The sequence below is a fragment of the Bacillus sp. FSL R10-2201 genome (assembly GCF_038008665.1).
Classification (GTDB): domain Bacteria; phylum Bacillota; class Bacilli; order Bacillales; family Bacillaceae_G; genus Bacillus_A; species Bacillus_A mycoides.
Map to the genome: position 1 here is coordinate 1 of NZ_JBBOZP010000002.1, position 23,459 is coordinate 23,459.

13 protein-coding genes and 10 pseudogenes are annotated in these 23,459 nt (G+C 34.5%); 21 read left to right on the forward strand and 2 right to left on the reverse strand.

Annotated elements, in window-relative coordinates; all coding sequences use genetic code 11:
- The 21 genes and pseudogenes from NSQ69_RS27135 to NSQ69_RS27235 all read left to right on the forward strand — a co-directional run.
- Window positions 1-1,542, forward strand: a 1,542-nt coding sequence (locus NSQ69_RS27135; RefSeq protein WP_341099920.1) for a primase C-terminal domain-containing protein, incomplete at its 5' end; no start/stop codon positions are given.
- A gap of 202 nt (window positions 1,543-1,744) precedes the next feature.
- A pseudogene (locus NSQ69_RS27140) lies at window positions 1,745-2,384 on the forward strand (hypothetical protein).
- Window positions 2,368-2,582, forward strand: a pseudogene (locus tag NSQ69_RS27145) (hypothetical protein). Before NSQ69_RS27140 ends, NSQ69_RS27145 begins: the two co-directional pseudogenes overlap by 17 nt.
- A 14-nt stretch (window positions 2,583-2,596) precedes the next feature.
- Window positions 2,597-3,171 (forward strand): annotated as a pseudogene (locus NSQ69_RS27150) (hypothetical protein); the annotation flags it as partial.
- A gap of 2 nt (window positions 3,172-3,173) precedes the next feature.
- Window positions 3,174-3,966: pseudogene (locus NSQ69_RS27155) on the forward strand (VirB4 family type IV secretion system protein); the annotation flags it as partial.
- A pseudogene (locus NSQ69_RS27160) lies at window positions 3,954-4,810 on the forward strand (C40 family peptidase); the annotation flags it as partial. The pseudogenes NSQ69_RS27155 and NSQ69_RS27160, both read left to right, overlap by 13 nt.
- 23 nt (window positions 4,811-4,833) lie before the next feature.
- Window positions 4,834-5,437, forward strand: a pseudogene (locus tag NSQ69_RS27165) (hypothetical protein).
- Between the two features lie 88 nt (window positions 5,438-5,525).
- Window positions 5,526-5,801, forward strand: a pseudogene (locus NSQ69_RS27170) (DUF5513 family protein).
- Window positions 5,798-6,655 (forward strand): annotated as a pseudogene (locus NSQ69_RS27175) (hypothetical protein). Before NSQ69_RS27170 ends, NSQ69_RS27175 begins: the two co-directional pseudogenes overlap by 4 nt.
- A 276-nt stretch (window positions 6,656-6,931) precedes the next feature.
- Window positions 6,932-7,213, forward strand: coding sequence for a hypothetical protein (locus NSQ69_RS27180; RefSeq protein WP_341099921.1), 282 nt, complete (start codon window positions 6,932-6,934; stop codon window positions 7,211-7,213).
- Between the two features lie 14 nt (window positions 7,214-7,227).
- The gene (locus NSQ69_RS27185; RefSeq protein WP_341099922.1) at window positions 7,228-7,833 is read left to right on the forward strand and encodes a hypothetical protein; all 606 of its coding nucleotides are present in this window, start codon (window positions 7,228-7,230) and stop codon (window positions 7,831-7,833) included.
- An 18-nt stretch (window positions 7,834-7,851) separates the two neighbouring features.
- Window positions 7,852-9,408: a MobP2 family relaxase gene (gene mobP2 / locus NSQ69_RS27190; protein ID WP_341099924.1), complete on the forward strand. Its 1,557-nt coding sequence runs from the start codon at window positions 7,852-7,854 to the stop codon at window positions 9,406-9,408.
- A 19-nt stretch (window positions 9,409-9,427) separates the two neighbouring features.
- Window positions 9,428-9,856 carry a DUF5514 family protein gene (locus NSQ69_RS27195; protein ID WP_341099925.1) on the forward strand — a complete coding sequence of 143 codons (429 nt, stop codon included), beginning with the start codon at window positions 9,428-9,430 and terminating at the stop codon, window positions 9,854-9,856.
- A gap of 22 nt (window positions 9,857-9,878) precedes the next feature.
- The gene (locus tag NSQ69_RS27200) at window positions 9,879-10,088 is read left to right on the forward strand and encodes a DUF5511 family protein (protein WP_341099926.1); all 210 of its coding nucleotides are present in this window, start codon (window positions 9,879-9,881) and stop codon (window positions 10,086-10,088) included.
- Window positions 10,085-11,854 (forward strand): LPD25 domain-containing protein, encoded by a 1,770-nt coding sequence (locus NSQ69_RS27205; protein WP_341099927.1) that lies wholly within the window; start codon window positions 10,085-10,087, stop codon window positions 11,852-11,854. The genes NSQ69_RS27200 and NSQ69_RS27205 overlap by 4 nt, the downstream gene beginning before the upstream one ends.
- A gap of 63 nt (window positions 11,855-11,917) precedes the next feature.
- Window positions 11,918-12,904, forward strand: coding sequence for a hypothetical protein (locus NSQ69_RS27210; RefSeq protein ID WP_341099928.1), 987 nt, complete (start codon window positions 11,918-11,920; stop codon window positions 12,902-12,904).
- Window positions 12,905-12,925: 21 nt separating this feature from the next.
- Window positions 12,926-13,479 (forward strand): annotated as a pseudogene (locus NSQ69_RS27215) (metal-dependent hydrolase).
- 80 nt (window positions 13,480-13,559) lie between these two features.
- Window positions 13,560-14,585 carry a DUF3991 and TOPRIM domain-containing protein gene (locus NSQ69_RS27220; protein ID WP_098156555.1) on the forward strand — a complete coding sequence of 342 codons (1,026 nt, stop codon included), beginning with the start codon at window positions 13,560-13,562 and terminating at the stop codon, window positions 14,583-14,585.
- A gap of 228 nt (window positions 14,586-14,813) precedes the next feature.
- Window positions 14,814-15,386 (forward strand): type III toxin-antitoxin system ToxN/AbiQ family toxin, encoded by a 573-nt coding sequence (locus tag NSQ69_RS27225; protein ID WP_341099929.1) that lies wholly within the window; start codon window positions 14,814-14,816, stop codon window positions 15,384-15,386.
- Between the two features lie 290 nt (window positions 15,387-15,676).
- Window positions 15,677-17,818 (forward strand): annotated as a pseudogene (locus NSQ69_RS27230) (DNA topoisomerase 3).
- Window positions 17,819-17,847: 29 nt separating this feature from the next.
- Window positions 17,848-18,294 carry a CPBP family intramembrane glutamic endopeptidase gene (locus NSQ69_RS27235; protein ID WP_341099930.1) on the forward strand — a complete coding sequence of 149 codons (447 nt, stop codon included), beginning with the start codon at window positions 17,848-17,850 and terminating at the stop codon, window positions 18,292-18,294.
- Between the two features lie 922 nt (window positions 18,295-19,216).
- On the opposite strand, the gene NSQ69_RS27240 is transcribed toward NSQ69_RS27235, so the two are convergent.
- Together NSQ69_RS27240 and cas9 are read right to left on the reverse strand one after the other, a co-directional pair.
- Entirely contained in the window at window positions 19,217-19,357 is a 141-nt protein-coding gene (locus NSQ69_RS27240) for a hypothetical protein (RefSeq protein ID WP_341099931.1), read from the reverse strand.
- Window positions 19,341-22,547, reverse strand: coding sequence for a type II CRISPR RNA-guided endonuclease Cas9 (gene cas9, locus NSQ69_RS27245; protein WP_341099933.1), 3,207 nt, complete (start codon window positions 22,545-22,547; stop codon window positions 19,341-19,343). Before cas9 ends, NSQ69_RS27240 begins: the two co-directional genes overlap by 17 nt.
- Window positions 22,548-23,459: the final 912 nt, after the last annotated feature.

Here is a 23,459-nt window from a genome sequence, read left to right on the forward strand (position 1 = left end):
ATGAATACAGTACAAAAAGCTATCGAATTAATACTACATAAAGGATTACGAAAATATAAATCTAAAAACTCTAAAGCTGGATTAGTATCTATTGCAAATCAAGAGAAATTTGAAAGCAAAGTGTTAAATGGTAAGAAGAATAAAAAAGGATCAATTTTTATTACTCGTAAGAAAGAAGATTTAAGCGCCAAGTTCGGAACTAGGGGCGTAGTATTATCATCTGAAGAAGCTGTACTAGATCATGTTGGACAGGCTTCACACTGGACACCTAATGTATATAATTTTGGTACATATGGTGAAAATGGTCTTCGTACAATTGTGGGGCATACTGAAAAGAACCTACAACAAATCAACTGCTTTGTTATTGATATTGATTCAAAGTCATTCCCTATGACTGCAATCAATGATGTGGCACTTAATGCAGGTTTTGGCGTACCGACTATGATTCTTGAAACAACGAAGGGTTATCAAGTGTATTATGTGTTAGATCAAGCTGTGTACGTATCAAATAACAAGAATTTCATAGCTATTAAATCAGCGAAACGTATCTCTCAAAACCTAAGAGAAATGTTTGCAGAGAGTTTGCCAAACGTGGATTTAACATGCAATCACTTTGGGTTCTTCAGAATGCCTTCAGTTCAAAATGTTGTGATGTTCTTTGAGGAAAATGTGTATACATTCAAGGAATTACAAGAGTGGAGCAAGCGCCAAGACGACAACAAGGGAAATGAACAGTTTCATAATGTGATAGAGAGTCCTTTTGCTAAAAACGCTCCTGTAGAGCAGCCGAAGCAAATGGATGAATTATGGTTCAAACAAGTGATTAGTTGTAAAAATGTATCTCCAAAACAAACGAAAGCAGGGCGAAACAATGCGATTTTCACCCTTTCTTTAGCGTGTTTCCAAAGTCAGTACGCTATTAAAGACACAATGGACTTAATGGATCAGTTTAATAGTAACCTAGAGCAACCGCTAGAGCATACGGAAGTTAGAGGGATTGTGATGTCTGCATACTCTGGAAAATATCAGGCAGCACATAAAGATTACATAGAACGCTTATTACAAACATATGGGGTGGGTGGACAGGCTTCAGCTTTCCGTGCGCCTTCTGTACTTTGGAAGAAACATAAGAAACAACGTAAGGATCGTGTGCGTAGTCATTGGCACGAGTGGGAAGCTGACATTATTACTTTCTTATCGATGAATTCAAATAATAAACCTGTGCTATACTTTACACAATCAGAGCTGTGCGAAGCGCTTAACATTCCACGTAGTACATTAAACACGGTTCTAAAAAAGAGTACAAAAATCTATAAAACGGTTGAAGGAAAAGGGAAAACAGCAAAAACAGGATTATCTACAATTGGAATACTAATCGCATTTGCTTTAAAAGAAAACGGCAAAAGAAGAGAGAGCTATTTAAACTACTTACAAGGGGTATTCCCTCAAATGGGTAACGTACTTGGACAAGCAAAAACAAGTAACGCTGTAGAGGATCAAGAAACACTTTACGGCATATTGGAAGGGTTACCAGCTGGTTAATTTTTAATTGTCCACTCTGCCAATACATAATTATATCTACGATACATGGTTCGGTTAGGCAGCTCTAGGGTTACAGGCTTAACTAGTTTATGTTTCTCTCATTCTTGGAGTTTTAGTCTTATACTATTAGGGTTATATACTCATTATAGTATGTGAAATTTTAGGGGTTCACTAGAAAATTAGAATATGGATGGTGTTTGATTTGGGTAAAAATTATCCTATAGATCGTGATAGTAGAGGGCGCTACTGTAGATGTTAAGCTGCTTAATCATGATGAATTGTTAAAGGGAAAAATTACAATAATTGAAGAGTATTATTGTGTTCTTGATGTGGAGGGGAATGGTGCTCCGTATCAAGTAACAATTAATTTTTCTGAAGTAAAATATATAAGGCATGAAGAGTTTCCAACTGTTGAAGAAAGATCTCCTAAGTTTAGCGAGGGGGATAAGAAAACGTCATTTGTATTTGATATTGGTGAAAAGATAGGTTGTATATTTAAAGATGGTAAGGGGATAAAAGGGACTGTATTGTCTGAGGATGCTTATTATCTTTATGTTAAAACTGAAAAAGAGAATTATTATTCAATCATGAAGGGTGCTTTATCTTATATTACACATGTGAAGCATGATCCATTACTTAGAACCAATGATTTCTATACAGAGGAAATGAAACTAGCTGAATAGAAAAAGCCTACGGAGTATGTACTTTCCGTGGGGGATACAATTACAGTTTTAAAGGGAAGTTATATATATTTTAAACATGAGCTTTATGAGACAAAAGCTAGTTTATATGTGGGGAACAGAAGATTAAGAATACAGTTAAGAAATGAAGCGTACTTCTAAAAATACAAAGCAAGAAATTAAGTTAGCCTTCTTTTATATCATTGATGGAGCAAGCATAGTTCTAGCAAGTTACATGCCGAAGGTTGTTCCAGTCGGAGGATTTGGAAGGATTATGTTTTATGTGCTGTTATGAGGTTTAATACAAACTATCATCCAATTGAAGTGAATACTATTAACAGCGAAACAAAAAAGAAATAGGAATGAAAGGAAAGATGAAAGTTGCGACAGGTGAATCTAAAAAGGTAAATCGAAAGAGACAAATTGAGTCAGAGAAAAGTAATGGAAAAAAAGTTTTATTTCAACGATCTTTACTTCTTTTAAAAATACGGATGCATTAATTGTTGATATTGTGCCTTATAAACGATTGGAACAAAAAACAGGAATCTTAGTGAATCTTAGTGAATCATAGAGATAACTTACAGGTGTATTTAAAGGTAAAGACAACGGACTTACTTTCTATGAACCAAGATGATTTAAAACGATTTATGAATCAGTTAACTAGTTTATGTCGTGTGTATCATGAGCCATTCAAGGTTTTGTAACGTACTCTACGGAAACAACAGAGTAACAGGTGTACTGGAAGCGCATGGCGCTATGATTTCAAGGGAGAATGGGTCATGATGTGTCAGAGAAGAAAGAAGAACACTTATGGTATCAACGCTATAGTTTAGCTATTGAAAATTTAAATCGGGTACTGTGGGTAGAAAAGAATTTAAAGAAATTGGCGTTCTTTATTGTTGTGTATGCAAAAAATGAAACAGAGTTAGTAAAGAATGTGAAGGATATGATTTGAATTTTATTCAGAGGGTACAGCCGCCAGGAGATTGCTATGTCGCGTGTTTACATGTGTACTCTTTAGCTAAAGATATTCCTCCGCTATGGTTAACGGCACTTATGAACAATAAAGATACGATTTTAAGTGTAGACATAGCGACTGCAAATAAAGAAGAAGTAGTAAGAGACATTAACCGTTCCATTACTGAATTAAAAGACCGTACGACATCAGAACGTCGTTCTACTGATCGTGACGATGCACATTGGGAACTACAAAATTCAACTGACTTTGCTCGTTTTATTACGCAGCAAGGTGAAATTGTTAAACTCATACAGTTGCGTATCTTCATATATGATCCAGTGCTAGAACAATTAGAGATAAGAATTGGAGATATTAAGAAAGAAATTGCGGGGCAGAACTATAAGGTGCAATTGTACGTTTTTAAACAAAAAGAAGAGTGGCAAACATTGTTTTGCAAGCTATGACGATCAAATAGAATACTTGGGAGTAAAAAGTGGTTATCCATTACCTTCAAAAAATATTGGTTTCGGTATTCCGTTTCATCATCAAGATTTAAAAGACCCAAGAGGAATTTATCTAGGATAAACTTCTACAGGTAGAGCATTTATTTTAGACCCGTTTTTTTCTACAGGTACTAGAACATCATTTAGTGGTTTTATCTTTGGTAAGATGGGTGCTGGTAAATCAACACTACTTAAACAAATCGAAGAGGGATTGGTTGCGAAAGATTGCTTCATTCGTGGTTTTGATAAGGCAAGAGATTATTACACAATTGTGCAGCGCAAGGTGTCTCAGAATTTGTGCCATATGTATTAGGAATTATCATGATAGAGAGCAATGGTATTTCAGAAAAAATACCTGATATTATGCAATCTTCTGAATCGCAAGGTTGGAATATGAATACCATTTCTAATCCTAAGGATTCTATTTATTATGGCGTCATGCATTTAAAGGGTGTATTTACTGATGCGAAAAAATTAGGGATTAATGATTTATCAGCAATTGTTCAAGGATATAACTTTGGGCGTTATTATGTGAAATGGTTAGCTACAAATAGTCGGACACATTCCTTGGAAACAGCTGATTATTATTCTAAAATGGTTGTTGCACCTGCTGGCGGTAATAAAAATGGTAAAACAACTGGATATAGTGATCCTGTTGCAGTTGCTTATAATGGTGGTAACTTTTTTATGCAGAAAAAGTTAAACAATATTTGAGTTTTGATAACGTAACAGCCCCTGTAAATGGTTCAGAAACATTTAAGGTCATGATGGATGAAGTGCTGAAGTATAACGGTAATCCTTATGTGTGGGGTGGAAAGAGTTCTTCGCAAGGATTTGATTGCAGCGGTTTAACCTATTGGGCGTATAAAACGGCAGGTATTACGATCCCTATATCGGCAGCAACGCAATACGATTTCACTGTAGAAGTTGATCCGAAAAATGCACAAGCAGGTGATTTGATTTTCTTTAGAGGTACATATGGCGGGCCGAATCATGTAAGTCATGTAGGGATTTATATTGATGCAAATACAATGTATGACTCTAATAGTAGTGGTGTTGGATATCATCAATTCACATCATCTTATTGGCAACAACACTATGCAGGAATTAGACGAGTACCAAGATAAAAAAGAAATGGAGTGGAAAATAAATGAATAATCTATCAAAGACTTTAATTGGAGCTTTAACTTTATCACTGGCTTTTAATGGAATATTGACGTATAACACAATGCAGGAATTTGATGAAAAGGATAGAGAATATCGTGTGACTGTAGCGGAAAAAGAGAAATAAATCGGAGATTTAAAAGTAAAGTTGGAACAGAAAAATGAAAAAGTAAACGAGGGTGCAGCGGAAGAAAATAAAAAAGAAGGCAATGCAACGTTAGATTTACAAAACAAATATCGAGAGATTGCGAATCAATTTGTACATGCTTATTTAGATTACTCGGTACAAAATAAAGGTGAAAGACGAAACAACTTGTGAAAAATAACGGACAAAAAGGTAGTGGATGTAGTAGCACCTAATACAGATAGGCGACCCGAACTTTAAGTCACATGTCAATCAGGCGGCTGTATATATTGATTCGACTAGTGATGTTACTAAAAAATGTACGGCGTTGCTTGATGTGGAGTACACAATTAAGGGCTTAGAGAATAAACAAACAACGATCAAAAGTGTTGTAAAGATAACATTAGAAAAACAAGGAGAAGAAATTAAAATTGTAGATTATAATCCGTATCCAGTGAAACGATAAATAGAAAATGATGAAATAGTAAAGCCCCTTACTAAATAGTATGGGGCTTTTTGTTTAACAAATAAATCTAAGAGGAAGGAGTTACATCATGTTTTTGAGTGAACTAAAAGCCAATCACAATTATGTAAAAGAAGGTAAGTATTTAATTTTAAGTTTACGAAAAAAGAAGGGTATTAGAAAAGATAAGTTTATTGAAATTCCGATTACATGGTTTGATTATAACTTCGGGGGAAAAGTGGAATAGCTCATTGTACGTGAATATCAGTCTAGTATTAATGGGAAAGAAAAGTATACAAATTATAAACTTGAAAACATTCACGCAAAAGTAAGCGTAGTAAATATGAAAGGAGAAACAACAAAATGAATTTTAAGTTTGGAATGAGTAAGTAAGGTAGAAAGCCTGCAAATACAAAAAGGAAGGCGTATTTATTTACCTTAGGAAGCTTTGTCACAATGTTTTTTGTACTTTGTATTTCTCCTGTTTTTAGTGGAGCGACATACAAATTCGAAGAAATGAAAGTAGGAGAATATCAAAGTCTGTCCTCCATGGTGAAGATTTCAGTTGCGAAGAAAGAATACAACCCAGTCAATCAAACGCTACGAATTGATTATGAGTTAAGGGCAGATAATAACTCCCAAATTCTAAGTAATATGAAATACAAATTAGAGAATAAATATATTAAACAAAAAGATGATAATGTGAAAACGAAGGTTTATAGGGCAAGTGATAACTACCTTGTGGTAATTAGTGAAAATGTTCCTGAAGAATTTGGTGTCGTATCTTCAGTTGTGAAGCCTGAATATATTCATCCTCAATTGCAAACGGACGTTGATGATCAAAAGGAACGAAGCATGAAAATGTACGTTTTAGAAAATGAAAAACTGATTAACAAAGAATTGAAAAAGGAATCGAAAGATTTCTATGAAAAAGAGTATCTTGCATTTTCGCAATAGGGATTGAGAAAAGAAACGAAAGAAATGGAGAAGAAAATTGATGATAAAGCTTCAGCTATGAAGCAATTAAAAATCAAAAATGAACAATTAACAAAAGAAATGGAGTACCAAACAGAGGGCGAAAAAGTGAAAACAAAAAACACAATGAATTCAAATGAGTCTACCATTAACAATCATCAAAAGGAAATTGATGTGTTAAGAGAAGACATCAAAATGAAAGAAAAGAAAATTCAATTGTTGAGTGAGAAGAAAAAAACTATATAAAAAGGTGCATTTTAAACGGACACAAAACGTGCTACAAAGGGCACGAAGCGTCCCACAAATAGGATTTAAACGGACACAAAACGACCCACAAGGGCGATTTTGAAGTCCCAGTTAAAAAGCTTTAGAAACCTGATAGGCACAGCCTATCTCCCCACTTTGACCTCAAAGTGGGATTAGGTTTCCTTATGCTCTTTCAATCACTGTCTTTAATGCTTAACTAGAAAGGAGGAAATGCGACTGTAATAGGTATGCATTAAAGAGAAAGGACGTAAAAAAATGGACATCTTGTTAAGGGGTATTGATCGTAGGTATATAAAAGATATTGATAAGAGATGTGAATTAATAAGTGTGAAATTGAACAGGAAGTATACTCGTGCAGAATATTTGAGAAATCTAATTCAAAACGATGTAGAACATTCTTTGCTTCAGTTTAAACAAGATAAATTTGATGAAGCAGTCGGCAATGTTACCGTGTCATTAGAAAGACAAGAGAATAAGTTACAAGAGTATATAGATGTTACAAACGAATTCATTAGATTGATGGGACAAAGAGAATAGGAGTTGTAAAAGGAATGTCTAGAGTAGGTTTTGAAGAAATGTTCCGCTTCCGTGGGAATAGGATACATAAAGATATAGTTAAAGATTTCATGAAACAGTATCCAGAGTATTCGACTGAAGCGGAAGCCTTACGGCACGGTATCGTGTTATTGGATGAAAAAATGAGAGAAGGAAAAGGTCATGATGATGTATCACTTTTGAAAAAAGAAGTGAAAGGTTTAACGCAATCTGTTAATAAAATGAAACAACAAATGGATGTATTAATTAAGTTAAACATGGAACTTATCTCACGATCAGGGAGCGATGTAAGTTTAGAAGAATTGCAGCGAGAAGTTAAAAGTGAAATTGCATCTGCTGTCACAAAGAAGTCGGAAGGTAAGTTCTCTCGAACTGTTAAACGTGAACCGATAGAAGTAAACATGCAAGAGCAGGAACACATACAGAGAGAAGTTAAAACACCGTCTTTTGCAAAGAAAACATTACCGATGATTACGGATGATGTACAAATTGTCATGAAAAAAGGTAAACCACATAAGGAAATTTCTAGATTAGGACAGACCATGTATGAGGAAATTGAGTGGGAACAAATCCCTGAACATAGACGAAAAGAATTAACATAACTTGAAGGAGAATGATGTATGGGAAAATCACCAAGTATCATATTAACATCTCAATATACCATTCCAAACCAAAAGAGTTTTACAACGTATGTAGATTATTGCATGAGACAAAAAGCACTTTTGAAAGATGGACATACATTAACAAATACAGAACTAACCGAACTGAGTCGATTGCAAAACGCAATTGACTCTTTTGATATGGAGAGAGAAAGTCCTAATTCTAATCAAAAGAAAGTGAGTGTATCTGAAAAAGAAGCAGAAGCAAAGGTGCTCTTAACTTCTCCAAACAGTTTTAATACTACAAATGATTTCGAAAAGTATGTTAGCTATATGGGGAGAAAATATGCGTTAGAAAGCAAAAAGAAAATGACCAAAACGGAAGAAGAAGAAATGTCATTGCTTAATAAACATATAGAAGATTTGTCTCCTGAAGAAATGAAGGAGGGCAAAAAGGAGGGGGTAGAAGCAGAAGGAATTTTGTCGGGTGTCTTCTCAAAAAATAAAAATGTAATTACCTCTAATGATTTAAATGAAATAAAAGAGCTGGTGGGAAAAGCACAAAATAAAGGATCGGTTTATTATCAAGATGTTATTTCATTCGATACGGATTTTTTAATCGAACAAAAATTATACGACCCTGTAACAGATATATTAGATGAAAATCGGATACGAAATGCAAGTCATAAGATGATGGAACAGTTATTCAAGGATGAACAAATTGAAGAGAATAATGGTTTTTGGTTCGCATCTATTCATCGAAATACAGAACATATTCACATTCATTTTGGAACGGTGGAAAAAGAGAATCGAAGAAAGTTAGTCGAAGTTAAGGTGGATGGGGAAACTTTTTATGAACCAAAAGGAAAAAGAAAACAAAGTACACTAGATCATATGAAAACAACTTTTGCTAACTCTCTCGTAGATCGTACAAGTGAGCTGAGTCGAATATCTAATCTAAGAAATAACTTAGTGCAAGAAATCAAAAGTGAGTTCCTACAATCAAAAGAAAAACAACCAAGGAGGGAAGTTGCTTTATTACAAGATATATACAACGGGTTACCTAGTAACAAGAAAGATTGGACATATGGCAGCAAAAGAATGCCGAATGAAACAAGAAATAAGATTGATGAACTAACAGGATTGTTGATGAAAGACAATCCAATTTTCACTGAATATAAGGAAGCTGTAGAAAAAGAATCTAGCTTTCAAAAAGGTTTATATGGGGAATCGGAAAGGGAAGATAAGGATTACGCAAAGAATCAAATGAAAGATATGCAGAAGCGTATGGGTAATTCTTTACTAAAAGAATTAAAGAAAAAGAAACCATATGAGGACAATCCGTTGTATCAGTTTCAGCAAAAGAATGAGCAAATTAAAAATAAATATGAAAGGGGGCGGTCAGAAAAAAGAAGAGAGCACCCCACATATTCTCAATACCAACCGCCATTAATTCGAAAAAAAGATGTCCGAAATATTGAAGCAGCGTTGAATGATGATTTAACAAAATGGCGCGCAGAACAAGAATATGAGCGTGTACAGGAAAGAATTGCACGACAACAAGAAATGGATTATTAATCTAAAGGGAGGATTTAAAGTGGAGAAAAAAGTTTATTATTCCATCGTTTCAAGTACAAGATTTAGCCGTAACGAAGAAAATAGAAGCATTATAGAAGAGAACATAAAGAAAGGAGAAAATCATTTTCTAATCAGAGATGATGATTATGGTGAGTGTTTTGAGGTGGATTTTGAGAAGCCGATATCTGAAGAAGAAAATGAAAACTGGATACTGGAAGCGGTTATTGATTTTGCTAAAAAATATAAAATTACAGAATTTGAGTTGTGGAAAAAACATGAGGATGATTCTACATATGATAAAGGATTTGGAATTGTGATAGTGGGTTCAATGGATAATCCGATTCTAAAATTTAAGGAAGTTTATTCGGGTTCGTTAGAGGATTGGAATATAACTTGGGGCAAAGGAAAACAAACTTACGAAAAAATATACTTCAAATTAGCCCTTTAATAATAGAAAGGTAGTGTATCAAATGTCTCAACCTAGTTTATATATGATTGTACATGTGGATCAAATAAAGAATGAGGTTCACCTTGAAAAGCATGTGTTTAAAAAGAAAGTTATTGTAAATGTTTCTAAGGAAGAAGCGGCAGCCTTTGTTCAATCTGTAAATGGAGCAGTAGAACATGGAAGTCTTCCATACGTTGAATATGATGAAGAACGAGGGGCAATTTGTGAATGACTTACACCAAAAAGAAATATACACCTAAGACAAAAGAGCAAATTAAAGAAGAAACACAAGAAATCATGGACAAGGTTCTTACTGATATTACGAAGTACTATGAATCCACTGAAGATATGATCGAGTTGGCTGAATTCATGGCGAAGTTTAGTAATTATTCTCCTAAAAACATGCAGTTGATTAGGTCGCAATTTGAAAGTGCGTATGCATGTGCGAATTTTAAAGCGTTTAAAGATGCTGGATTTCATGTGAATAAGGGTGAAAAAGCAATGAGGGTTTTTCATCCTTACATAAAGGAATATGTGAGAGATTCAAAAACAAATTTAGCAATTCCCTTAAAGAATTTAACAGAGGAACAAAAGAAACAGGTGAAAAGCGGAGAATTAAAAGTAGAAAAGAAAACAAGTTATTACTTGAAAGCTACAGCGTTTGATATTTCGCAAACAAATGCTACACCTGAGGATTTGCCTAAAATATTCCCTAATCGTCAGTTTGATTTTGAAGTAAATGAAGAAAATAAAGAGTTATTAAAGATTGGTATCCATGCACTGGCTGAGAAAGAAAATATTAAAATTAAAGATATGGGACAGGGCGCATTGATTAAAGAATTAGGGAATACACATGGCGCATATGTTCAAGTAGCGGGTTCATCTTTTGCTCAAATTGTGATGAATACAAGGAACACCGAGACGAATGAATTATCTGTTGCAATCCATGAATTAGCTCATGCGAAGTTACACAGTAATAAGGTCGCTTCACTCAAACATGCCCCTACAAAAGAGTTTGAAGCGGAGCTAACATCTTATATTGTGTGTAAACATTATGGTATGGATACGAGCGAAGCAGCTGTTCCATATATCGCTCAATGGACAAAAAATGGACAGGATATAGAAGAGAAAGATAAATCAATCATGCGTGTTCATGAAACAGCAAGTGGCTTTATTAATACAATTGATCAGAAGATTTCTGAATTACAAAGGGAGAGGGAAAAGATTATGGAGCAAAGTAAAGGCGAGGTTAAGGATGTATATTTAGTGCGCTATGGCGCTTTAACGAGTACTGAAGAGGAAATAGTAACTGTAGGTGCTTTACGTGGTAGGGCAGAAAGGGGTAAGTTTTATAATGATGTACAAAATGCCCAAGAATTAAGTGATAAAGAATTTATTGAGGGATTTAATAAAGAGAATCAACAGAATTTTATTGCGCTAGATCATAATGAAATTAAGAAACCTATGGTTGTTATACAATGGTCTGAAGCTGATTTGGAAACAAATAAAGCAATTCCTTTTGGTAAGGCGAATGCAATGATGAGTAAACGAATTGGGGAAATAGATGCTGAATCTAAAAAAGCAGAAGAGAAAGGTGAATACATTCCCTTTGAAAAAACTCGTTATCATTTAATTCTTCCAAAAGAAATGGATCAATATTTTAATCGAATGGAAGTCATTACGATGGATCGATTAGATTTAGGTGATGGTGGTTACAAGTCTCCGTATGAGCAAATTTTAAATGAAAAAAGACATTTATCAGATGAAGTTAAACAAGCATTGCAGCAAGAAATAAATGAATATGAACAAACAAAAGGTCAATCTGATCCTGAAAAACTAAGAGCAGTAAATACTACTGAAATTAGTGAGATTCAACAGGGGAAGGTTGACCATTTTTTATCTAATAAAACGGAAAAAGATGAAGGTGCAGCCACTATAAAACAGCAAGAAGCTAGAAGAATGGCACGTATGGCATACATGCAACAAATGGAGAGATAGGAGGACACTTTACTAGGTGTTCTTTTTTATTTTAAATTTCAACTAATAAGGAGAAGAGAAAAAATGATGGATAACCATGAAGTGGTAACAGGCATTCAGCAAAAAACTGCTCTAGAGATTAATGAGAAATTAGGTATTGATTTAGACAAGCATTGGGAGAATTACGAAATTCAACTGTCTGAAGACAATCGAGTAATCGAAGAAATTCATCCTGATATGGGTTTGAGTTTAGGGGAAATGCTATCTGTTGTAAATAGATGTGGAACGGAAAAAGAAATGGATAGCTTCAATCAAATTGCAGATTATCTTGAACCGTATTATGAAGCTGATCTTATTCAAGGAGAATTCTATGATACGCCAATTGCGAAAGTTTCAACAGATAGACAACAAAATATGAAAGTGGAGTGCCTATCTGAATATGTAGCAGACAGTGACATTGAGTTTGATTTTAACCATTCTGTATTTGAAGCTGTTAATCATATCAATCATTCAATTACTAAATCACACAAAGAAATTATGAATGGTGATGTGGAGTATCAAGGGCTTTATCCAGTAAATGAAGATATGGTTATTTACTGTGAATCGACAGGGAAACCATTGCAGCAGGATGAATCGGCTTATCACTTTGAGGGGTATGGCTATGTGGTGGCAGAAGAGGTAAGTCCTGAAAAATTAGAGGGAAAAGATACTTATTATACAACAATCGGCTATGAAGATGTTGAAGAAAAACGACTTGCTCCTATTCGTTTTATGGAGGAACAGAAGATCGAAGATGGAGAAGTTCATTTCAATCCAGTAGAAGAGATTGTAAATGACCGCAAAACCGAAATAGAAGAAGTCTTTCAAATGGAATCCGCTAAAACGGTTGGATCGGAGAAGACAGAGCATGACGCTATAGAGGTGAAAGGATCAAAAACCATCCCTGACGTCGGAAAGCGATATGTAGGGAAAGATACAATCCATGAGGAAGAACAACAGCAAATATCGCAAACAAGAGAGCAGGCAAGAAGAAATTATATGATGAAACACATGCTTGGTCGTGATTACTAATAAATGAGAGTGGTGTAATAAATGAAGTATAAAACGCATCTTACAACAAGCCTAGCGGTCGCCCTGCCTGTCTTGGCATCAACGCGGGCAACCTCACGGTTGGAAATGTTATAGCGGTTAGTTTTGGGGCTTTGTTGCCTGATATAGATGAACAACATTCATGGATTGGCAGGAGAACTCGTGGAGTATCGGACTTAATGAATATGGTATTTGGTCATAGAGGAATCACACACTCGCTGTTTGGATTGGTGCTTGTGCTGATTCCTATTTTATTTGCAGTAGGGATGACACCACTGTCCTTTACTAACGGCATGTGCATCCTTGCAGGATACTTTCTACATTTAGTGGAAGACAGTTTCTCTAAAAAAGGTATTAAGTGGCTGCTGCCATTATCCAATAGAAATTTTCAAAGCGGATTCCATGTTTTTTACTACAGCTATAACGGTATAGCGGAAAAAATGATTCTAATGATTAGTACGATCGTAGTCATTTATGAACTGTATTCGTATGGAATGGCAAGTTTTCAACTTGGAGCTTCAGGTATTTTAGAATCCTTTAAAGCGTTATTTAGTTAAGGCAGAACAAATACAAATATAAATAAATCGAAAAAGACCATGTGAAAAAATGCATGGTCTTTTTTAATGGAGGGATTTTCATGGAACAACAAAAGAAGAATATCAAAAGATATACGGAAGAAGAAATTGAAAAGGCAGCATCTCTTGATATTGTGGATTATTGTATGCAAAACGATATACCGGTAAAGTCTGACAGTGAACGTTATTACCGTTTAGCGGAACACGATAGCTTAATCATTGATAGGAAGAAAAATCAGTTTTATTGGAACAGTAGAGGGGTTAACGGGAATATTATTAAGTTTGTACAGGAGGTGGAAGATGCTTCGTTCCCTGGGGCGATGCAGCGATTACTGGACGGGGAACAGGACTATGAAAAAGCTTCAGAGGTTACATTTGTGAGTGAGCCTTATGATTGTGAACATTTTGCAAAAAAAGAAGTACCTCAATTCGATAGAGCAAGGGAGTATCTAATTGAGGAAAGAAAGATTGATCCGCAAGTTGTAGATGCTTTGCATAAAAAAGGACTGATTAAACAAGATAAATACAACAACGTATTATTTTCATGGAAAGACCGTGAAACGGGAGCGGTAATGGGTGGTTCAGAGCAAGGTGTAGTTAAATCAGATAAATACAAACGTGGGGCATGGAAAAGTATCCAAAAAAACTCTACGGCTAACTATGGTTTTAATGTATTAAATGGTGAACCACGCAATTTAAAGTTCTTTGAATCATCAATTGATTTGTTGAGTTATGCATCACTACATAAACATGACCTCAAAGATACTCATTTGGTTAGTATGGAAGGATTAAAACCGCAGGTTGTATTTAATTATTATATGAAGAGTCAAGAACGAATTGGAGATGTCCCTGACAGTCTCTCATTATGCGTAGATAATGATAAAGCAGGTAAAGCTTTTGCGGAACGATTAATACATTTCCGATATGAAAAGAATGATGGAAGCATAGTTGCATTTAAGCCTGAATATCCGCAAGCGCCGTCTGAAGAGAAAAAATGGGATTGGAACGATGAATGTAAGCGAGTAGCCAATCAGCGAGAGCAAGGAAGACGAACTGCTTACTTACAACAGATGGGCATAGAAAGATAAATAAAGTGAAATGATGTTGGAAATGTTGATTTTTATTAGTAAACCGCATATAATAAAGGTACAAAATTAGAGTAACCTTACTTTAGTAGGTGCGAAAAAATTGGTGTAACTCTACCGTAGTGAGTACCAAAAAATTGGTGTAGCCTTACCGTAGTAGGCACAAAAAAGAATTTTAAAAGTAGGGAGAGTTTTCTTCCTGCTTTTTTTGTTTTTAGGGGGAGAAGAAAGTTGGCTAATAAAGATAATCCTAAATTTTACACCATTTCAACTGAATATATAGATTATTTAAGAGAAACAGATAGTAAAGTACCTTTTAATAAAGATGAACAGCATAGTAGACCGTATGTAGGTGTATTGGAAAAAATCAATGGTCATGATTATTTTGTACCTTTGACATCACGTAACGATAAAAATTTTAATAGTCAGGTCAGTGTAAAGTTATTCGATAATGATAATGCTGAGAAGCGAATTGGAGTTTTATTGGTTAATAACATGATTCCAGTCCCAGAAAAAGAGTGTAGAGAAATTGATATAGCAGAAAAAACGGCGGCAGATCCTAAGTATGGTAATTTGATGTTAAAACAGTATTTATTTTTAAAAGAAAATATGGATCGAGTTACTAATAAAGTGGAAAAAGTATATAAAGATGCAACTATACAAGGAAAGCATTCACATAAACAGAAATTCTTAAAAGGAGTTTGCTGTGATTTCCCTAAATTAGAAGAAAAGTGCCAAGAATATAAAGAAAGAGATAAAGCTAGAAGAATAGCATATATGCATCAAATGGGGCGTGAGAGATAAAAAAATAAAATAAAAGGTGATAATTAAATAAAAACAATATATAATGAGCATATAGCAATTCAGCGGAGTTCTTACTCGTTCACCTTCGTAATGATATAAAATAAAAGAACGATGATTAAATAAGAATTTTAAAAGCAGGAGAATTATTCTTCCTGCTTTTTTTGTTTGGTAGAGATTGTTTGAAGGGCGACATAGCGATATGTTGCTCTTTTTTTGTTAGATCGTAGGAATCATAGCGCTATGTTATTTGTTTTTCACTAAAAAATTATAAATGAGAGGAATTAATACACATGACTACATTAATTATTGCGGAGAAACCATCACAAGCGAAAGCATACACGGAAGCATTCCCGAAAGCAGAGAAGAAGGATGGATACTTTTCTATTGCGCCTTGTTCCTTAATGCCGAATGGAGCGAATATTACATGGGGGTACGGGCATTTAGTAGAATTGAAAGCACCGCAAGATTATAAATCGGAGTGGGAAAAATGGGATATGTCACAATTGCCAATCTTACCCGAACGATATGGATATAAAGTGTCAGCTGATAAAAGAAAGCAGTTCAACGTTATAAAGAAATTAATGAAAGAAGCAGACTGTATTACAATCGCAACGGATATTGATAGAGAGGGTGAAGCAATCGCACGTTTAATCATTCAAGAAGCAGGCTGTTCTTCTAAAAAAATGAAACGCCTTTGGATCAATAGCTTAGAAGTGGATGAAATTAAAAAGGGATTTCAGAACCTGAAGGAAGGTGCGGAGTTTGAGAGTATGTTTGCTGAAGCACAGGCTCGTCAAATTAGTGATTGGGCAATTGGTATGAATGCAAGCCGATTATATACGCTTTTATTACGTCAAAAAGGCGTACAAGGTGTTTACAGTGTAGGGCATGTTCAGACTCCTGTTTTATGTCTTATTAATCAACGGCAGCAGGACATCAAACACTTTAAACCATCCCCTTTCTTTGAACTGGAAGGGCAATTTAAGGGAATGAACGGAACATATAAAGGAAGATACAAAGAGCGATTCCAAACAAAAAATGAAGTAGCATTGCTACTGAAGAAACATCAGCTTACTGAAGGAGCGAATCAGCAAGGTGCAGTAAAATCCGTGGAAGTAAAACCAAAGAAACAAGAAGCGCCAAAGTTGTTCTCCCTTTCTTCTCTGCAAGCTTTAGCGAATAAAAAGTACAAGTATTCACCTGCTGATACGCTGAAGATTGTTCAAGAGCTATACGAATCTAAACTTGTGACCTATCCACGAACAGACTGTAATTTCATTACAGAAAATGAATTTGCCTATTTAGTCCGAAACCTAGAGGGATATCAATCTATTGTAGGAATATCCTTCCAACCCAAAACATTAGAATCAAATAAACGCTATGTCGATAATCAAAAAGTTCAAGAGCACTATGCCGTTATAGCGACTAAAAATGTTCCTTCGAAACAAAAGGTAGATCAATTAACGGACAAGCAGCGCAACTTGTACATGGAAGTATTAAAGAGTGTATTGGGTATGTTCCATGCGCCTTACGAATATGAGGAAACGATTATTACAACAGATATGAATGGATTGGAGTTTACGACAAAAGGAAAAGCGGAAAAAGCGTTAGGATGGAAAGAGCTATACAAAGCGGATCAGCCTAGCGAAGAAGAGAGCGAAGACAAGGAATCCTTCCTTCCTGTTGTGCAAAAAGGCGAACTTGTACAAGGGAAGATACAAACGAAAGAAGGTATCACAACACCACCAAAGCCCTATACAGAGGGACAACTCATTACATTAATGAAAACGTGCGGTGCTTCAGTAGAGGATGAAGAAAGTAAAAGTATCCTAAAAGAAGTAGAGGGACTTGGTACTGAAGCAACACGAGCTGGCATCATTGAAACGCTCAAAAAATAAGAATATATAGAAGTGAAAAAGAATAAAGTGACAGTTACACCGAAAGGTGAAATTCTTTGCGAAGCCGTGGGCGGCACGTTATTAGCGAAGCCCGAAATGACAGCGCAATGGGAAGGGTATTTGCGTAAAATTGGGAAGAAACAAGGATCTAAAGAGGTATTTGTTGCGAAGACAGGGGAATTCACCAAGCAGCTGATCGTAAACGCTACGAAGTCGATTGGTGAGCTTCAGATAGATAGCAAAGTGCAAGAAATGAAGACAAAGGATTCCGTAGGGAAATGCCCGAAATGTGGCAAAGAGATAGCGAATCGCAAAACATTTTACGGTTGTACAGGCTATAAAGAAGGTTGCAAATTCTCTCTTCCAAGCGAATTTTTGACAAAGAAAATAAGCGAAGCAAACGTTAAAAAATTATTAGCAGGAAAGAAAACAGGATTGATTAAAGGAATGAAAGGAAAATCAGGAAAAGAATTTGATGCGTATTTGAAGCTTGATTCTAGCGGAAAGATTACATTTGAATTTGCTAAAAAATAAAAGAGAATCATAGTAAGGGGAGAAGAAAGTTGAATGTAAAAAGATTAGTAGAAAAGGGGAAATGGGTGTTAATGACGACTGGACTAGCTATCGTGTCCAGTCTCCTTTTTTCTTATATAAAAGGCTATTGTGGAATTGATACAGGCAATGCAGAACAGGTGAATGCAAAAGTAGAATTGAATATCTTCTATTTAATTGTTCCTCTATTAATTGCTCCTGTAATTGAAGAATGGATGTTTAGAAAGATACTACCATTAGGAATAGAAAAATTGTTTGAACCAATTAACCGTAAAACAGCGATTCTGATTGCTAATGGTATCTTTGCAGCCGTGCATTTTGATTGGTTCTTCTTCCCTTACTTTGTAAATGGTTGTTTATATGCATGGATTTATGAAAAGACCAGGGATATAAAAGTACCAATAGTGGCACATATATCATTTAATTCTTTTGTATTTTTGGCTACAAGTCTTTATTAAAAATGTACACATGTGTAAATGTGGACATGTGTAAAATGCTTCTTAAAGAACAACAATTGTGTAACACTATATTGGTCTTGATTTGAAACGTCTCGTTATGTATATGAGAACATGGGAAGTGTGAATTGCTATTGTTTTGTATGTATTAAATTATCATAGCGCTATACAAGACATTTGTAATGGTTAATTACCATGTTTTTCAGGTTAATAAAGGAAGTGCTAAAAACAATGATATCTAAGAGTAGCTAGGTTTGGAACAGATTTTATTGGTTAAAACTATATATAAAATAATCCAATTTCATTTTGAAGGTAATATGTTTTTAGAAATATTTTGTGTCAGCCCTTAAACATCTATAGTCCCAAAAGAGCCAACGCTATGATATGGTCAATTTGAAAATGATGAATCGAATGCAATGGCTATAGTTCCAAAAGAAAAATCGCTATGATATGGTAGAGTATATCGGACAGTTACAGCAATCAGCGCTATAGTTCCAAAAGAAGCATCGCTATGATATGGTAATTTGTACAGTAATGTCGCTTGCAGCTTTGCTATAGTTCCATAAGAAAAATCGCTATGATATGGTATTTATAAATGAAATAGTGTGTTGTGCAATGCTATAGTTCCAAAAGGAAAATCGCTATGATATGCTATGTCATCTAATGAAATAACAAGAACAGAGGCTAAAGTTCCAAAAGAACCACCGCTATGATATCGTCTTAACAAATTCATTATATACATTAATATCGCTATAGTTCCATAAGGACCAACGCTATGATATGGTCGCAGCAGAAAACTATGTAATCAAAGTTGTGCTATAGTTCCAAGAGAATCAATGCTATGATATGGTAGATGTCGAAAAAACCTTGTCACTAGAGGGTTAGACAAGGTTTTTTAATTTGAACAAGGAGGAATTTCATTTGTTTAGAATGCGATTTTTTTCTTTTTAAAATAAAGTAAGTTGAGCAGAGATAGTATCTTCTTTGTTTGCGTATGTTTCCCTATTGAAAATTCCATATTAGCAAGCTGCGCTCTTTTTGTTACCATTCTATATCGCCATCCCAATACGTTTTTCCTCCTTTATTTTTGTATAATGTCCAAGTACATCTACTTGGTATTTCTCAAATAATAGTAATTGCTTTGAGCCTACATTTGCTATAACACTACCATCGTGTGTTTCAACAGTAATCCCCGCAGTTCCACTATGAACACCTTTAAAATATCCTGTGAGTGAGGGCAGTAATACCTCTTTTTTCGATACAGTTGTTCTAGCTTTAATTGTTTTATTTTTTGAGGGGACAATTTGAATTAGATCATTGGGAAAAAGACTAAATAAAAAAGTAAAGCTAGGATCAATGGTTGTCCAATCCTCATATCCTTTTCCTGCTGTAATTGCTTTTTGAGGTAAGATATTTTTCATAAGATCAATTGTGTAAATGGGAATTAAATAGTACTTCTCATCCTTTTTGAATACATCAGTACGAGCAATTTTACTATTATACACGACACCTTTACCTTGATTAACAGGATTAACAATGGTTCTTGTATCAATTATTTTAATAGATTTTATAAGTGGTCCAATTCCTCCTGATTTTGTGGGTTTGTATAAAGGTTCTTGGAATGATTTGCGTTTATCTTTTTTATGACTTAAATAACGTTCTTTTATGGCATTATACGTATATAAATCAGTTTCTTTCCCATACATGGGAAAATCACCATTGGCATCAAAAGGAATATCTTCTAACTTTGTTTTTATTGCGGTTAATACTTTCCCTTTTTCGTTATAGCCAATAAATTTTCGAATCGTTTCTTGATGTAATTCACCAGTGATAGAGCGTTTAGGCATTCTTGAAACAAAGATAGGTTTGATTTCGGATAGATTGACATCGGCGTAATTTTTAAAACGAAGTCCCTTTAAATATTGCTGGGTATTTGGAGAAATCCTTGCTTCTAACTCTAAACGAAATCCTTCCCAAGGTTCAGGAAACGGCATCCGTTTGGCTTGAAGGTTTCTATTTAACTCTTTTAACTTATAATATTTTGTTACTCTTTGAATCATGTGATCGGATGTGACAGCAACGATTACCGCATCTAAAGCATGATGAATATGTCCCTCTTTCCGATCTTTGTTAAATCCCCATCTACTACGCAAATGAGATGTTATAATTCCACTAACTGTATGAACTTTTTTCTTACGAGAGCTTTTAGAGAATATGAGGTGTTGTTGAATAAGGGATGATAGATATATTGTGGCATAACGGGTATCATTGAGATTTCGTTCAATAAATTCTTGTTCTCTCGCATATGAAAAGTGTTGTAAAAGTAATTTTTGTTGTTTCTTTTTGTTGATTTTTTTATTTGACTGTACTCTTATTTCAAATTCATCCCAAAATGAAGTATTCCCCATGTATTCATAAGGAGTTTTGTTTCCTTTACGCTGATTTTCTGTTCCAAGTGTTAATGTTTTGTTGTTATAGCTGTCATCTAAGCTACGGCTATAGGGGAGTATGTGATCTACTTCCGTATAACCTTCTTCAAATAACCGATGTGGTTCGATATATTTTCCAGAATACATACATCTACCATCTTGCTCATTCCAAAGCTTAAATTTCACAATATTTATTCCTGAGGGGTTAATGTTCCCCAATTCTTTTAACTTATGAATGGCGTGTTCATTCTTTTTAGAGTTATCCTGGTACATACCATCTATTTCTTTTCTTTCTTGGAATGTTTTCGATAATTCTCTTGCAGTTTCAATATGGATTGCGTTTGGAGAACCATATTTTTTTATAATGGTATTTATAACTTTTCTTGTTTGTGAAAGAGCACGATGTACAACAGGATTTGTATTCTGAGGGATAACAGGTAGGTACTTTGTTTGTTCTGTGTAGGAAGTTCCCTTAAAGTTGTATCCTGCCTTCTCACATGCTTTATCATACGATAACCCTTCTTCTAAAAAAGGAATAATATTTTTTAAAGATTTGAATGATAAATGTCCCATTTTTGAGAAATTCAGAGTCAATAATGCCTGAATAAATGTATCATCGTAGGTCTTTTTTGCTAAATTACTTATAGGTTTTCCTTTTGCATTTACATATTTATTTTTTAAATACTCTAGGATATCTTTATCATCTTTAAAGATAGTTAATCCGTATGCAATTGTATCGTAATCTATAGGTAATAAATTTAGGGCGTTCTTTCCATAAATTTGTTTATATACCTTGTTAATAGAGTGATATTCTTTGAGTTCTATACATTTTCTGTTTTCCACAGTTGTATCTACTGTATCGGCTGAATATAATAGGCTATTAAAATGGAGTTCATTAGGAATAGATAATAATTTTCGGATATCAATGTATTTAACAATAGGTTTTTCAAGTGCTAGATTCATAATTTGTTTCTTTTCTTTAAAAGAGAGTTCTTCTATCCTGTCTTTACTGATCAGTCGGAGATTATTTATGGTATGTAGCGCTACAAAATATTGAAATGACCAAGAAGCTTTAGGCACTCTTTTTTCTTTTGGTTCTAAGGTACAGTAACCAATCATTTTCTCAATTTGATCTTTAGAAGCATAGGGGCGTTGAGATATCCAGATTTCTATGTATCTACTTTCAAATTCCTCTGTTGCATAATTATTTTTGTACAAACGTTGTGCATTAAATATCATTTGTATTTCATCTTGAAGTTGTTGACGAGTAACAGTCCCGATATAAGTACCATCTTTGTTTCTTTTATGGTTTTCAAATTTTTTATCTTTTAGAATCATTTCTCCAACAGTTCTATAAATTTTTTGCTCCATGATCTGTTGGTTCTCTGAAATGCTCTCTAAGATTTGTCCATTTTCTGAGAGAGTTGTTTCTTTTCTATTAGATTTAAATCCTCTTCTTTTAGCAAGATGAATAAGAACTCTGGTAAACTCTTTTGGATTTAATTTGCGCTCTATGGCATCTAAACGTAAGTTCCAAACATCGAATTCAGTAGCACTTTCATATAGATGGTTAAGTTCGGTCTTGGATAGTAAGCCTTGTTTTACTAAAAGTATCTTTATCCGTTGCATTCTATGTTTTTTACGGCGTAGGTTTCTCCTAGTAGAGCGTGCGTCACGCCTAGGAGTAGCCAAGGATTTTCCGTCTTTGGGATTTTCAGCTTTATCAAAAATACGAACCCCTAAATCTTCAATCCTCTCTTTTTCTTGATTGATTACAGCCCAACCACAAGATGCGATTCCAATATCCAATCCTAATACATATCGCAATTACACGACCTCCTTCACGTTTTTCAAAATAAAAGCACCTTAGCCTTATGCTTAGGTGCTTTTCACATGGGGAGAATATCCGTAATGGATGAGGCGATCCCCAAACGCCACGGGTCATTGCCCTTACTATAGTAACTTAAGAAACATCGCTATGATATGATCCTTATAGTTTCATTATTAACCCGAAAAATAAACTTTATACCTAGATAAACGTATAATTATAAAAGTAAAGAGATTGGGAATAATAGTAATATGGATTTATTTTTTAAAAATTTACCGCTATTCTCTATAATTCCTAAAAATATCGTTATGCTTATGCAATGAATGAGCGGAATGTAATGTTTTTGACAAACTTACGCTATAGTTCCAAAGGAAAAATCGCTACGCTATGATCATTTTATTTATAACAGATACACGCTACAAGTTATAGTTCCAAAGGAAAAATCGCTACGCTATGATCATTTTATTTATAACAGATACACGCTACAAGTTATAGTTCCAAAGGAAACATTGCTACGCTATGATTACGCTTAAACAAATGTATAACGAAACTAAGCTATAGTTCCAAGAGAAAAATCGCTATGCTATGATAAAATCCATTTCATCTACCTCCATAACTATGCTATAGTTCCATAAGGGGAATCGCTATGATTTGATAAAGGAGTCTGAGAAGGATAAGCCTACGGAGCTATAGTTCCAAAAGAAAAATCGCTATGATTTGATATACTTTGCTGATGGTGGATTAGAAAGATAACTATAATTCCAAAAGAAAAATCGCTATGATGTGATGGATGCCTTAAAAACTTTGTTATCATGGCCTTAGACAAGATTTTCCTTTATAAAAAAGAGAATTTCTTGTCATTTTAATCCTTAAGTTCTCTTGTTTTTTGAAATAGTAATTTATATTTATAT

What these genes read in the sequence shown, in the direction of transcription:
- NSQ69_RS27180 (WP_341099921.1), top strand. Translation starts at nt 6,932, where the DNA reads ATGGACATCTTGTTAAGGGGTATTGATCGTAGGTATATAAAAGATATT.
- NSQ69_RS27185 (WP_341099922.1), top strand. Translation starts at nt 7,228, where the DNA reads ATGTCTAGAGTAGGTTTTGAAGAAATGTTCCGCTTCCGTGGGAATAGG.
- mobP2 (WP_341099924.1), top strand. Translation starts at nt 7,852, where the DNA reads ATGGGAAAATCACCAAGTATCATATTAACATCTCAATATACCATTCCA.
- NSQ69_RS27200 (WP_341099926.1), top strand. Translation starts at nt 9,879, where the DNA reads ATGTCTCAACCTAGTTTATATATGATTGTACATGTGGATCAAATAAAG.
- NSQ69_RS27205 (WP_341099927.1), top strand. Translation starts at nt 10,085, where the DNA reads ATGACTTACACCAAAAAGAAATATACACCTAAGACAAAAGAGCAAATT.
- NSQ69_RS27210 (WP_341099928.1), top strand. Translation starts at nt 11,918, where the DNA reads ATGATGGATAACCATGAAGTGGTAACAGGCATTCAGCAAAAAACTGCT.
- NSQ69_RS27220 (WP_098156555.1), top strand. Translation starts at nt 13,560, where the DNA reads ATGGAACAACAAAAGAAGAATATCAAAAGATATACGGAAGAAGAAATT.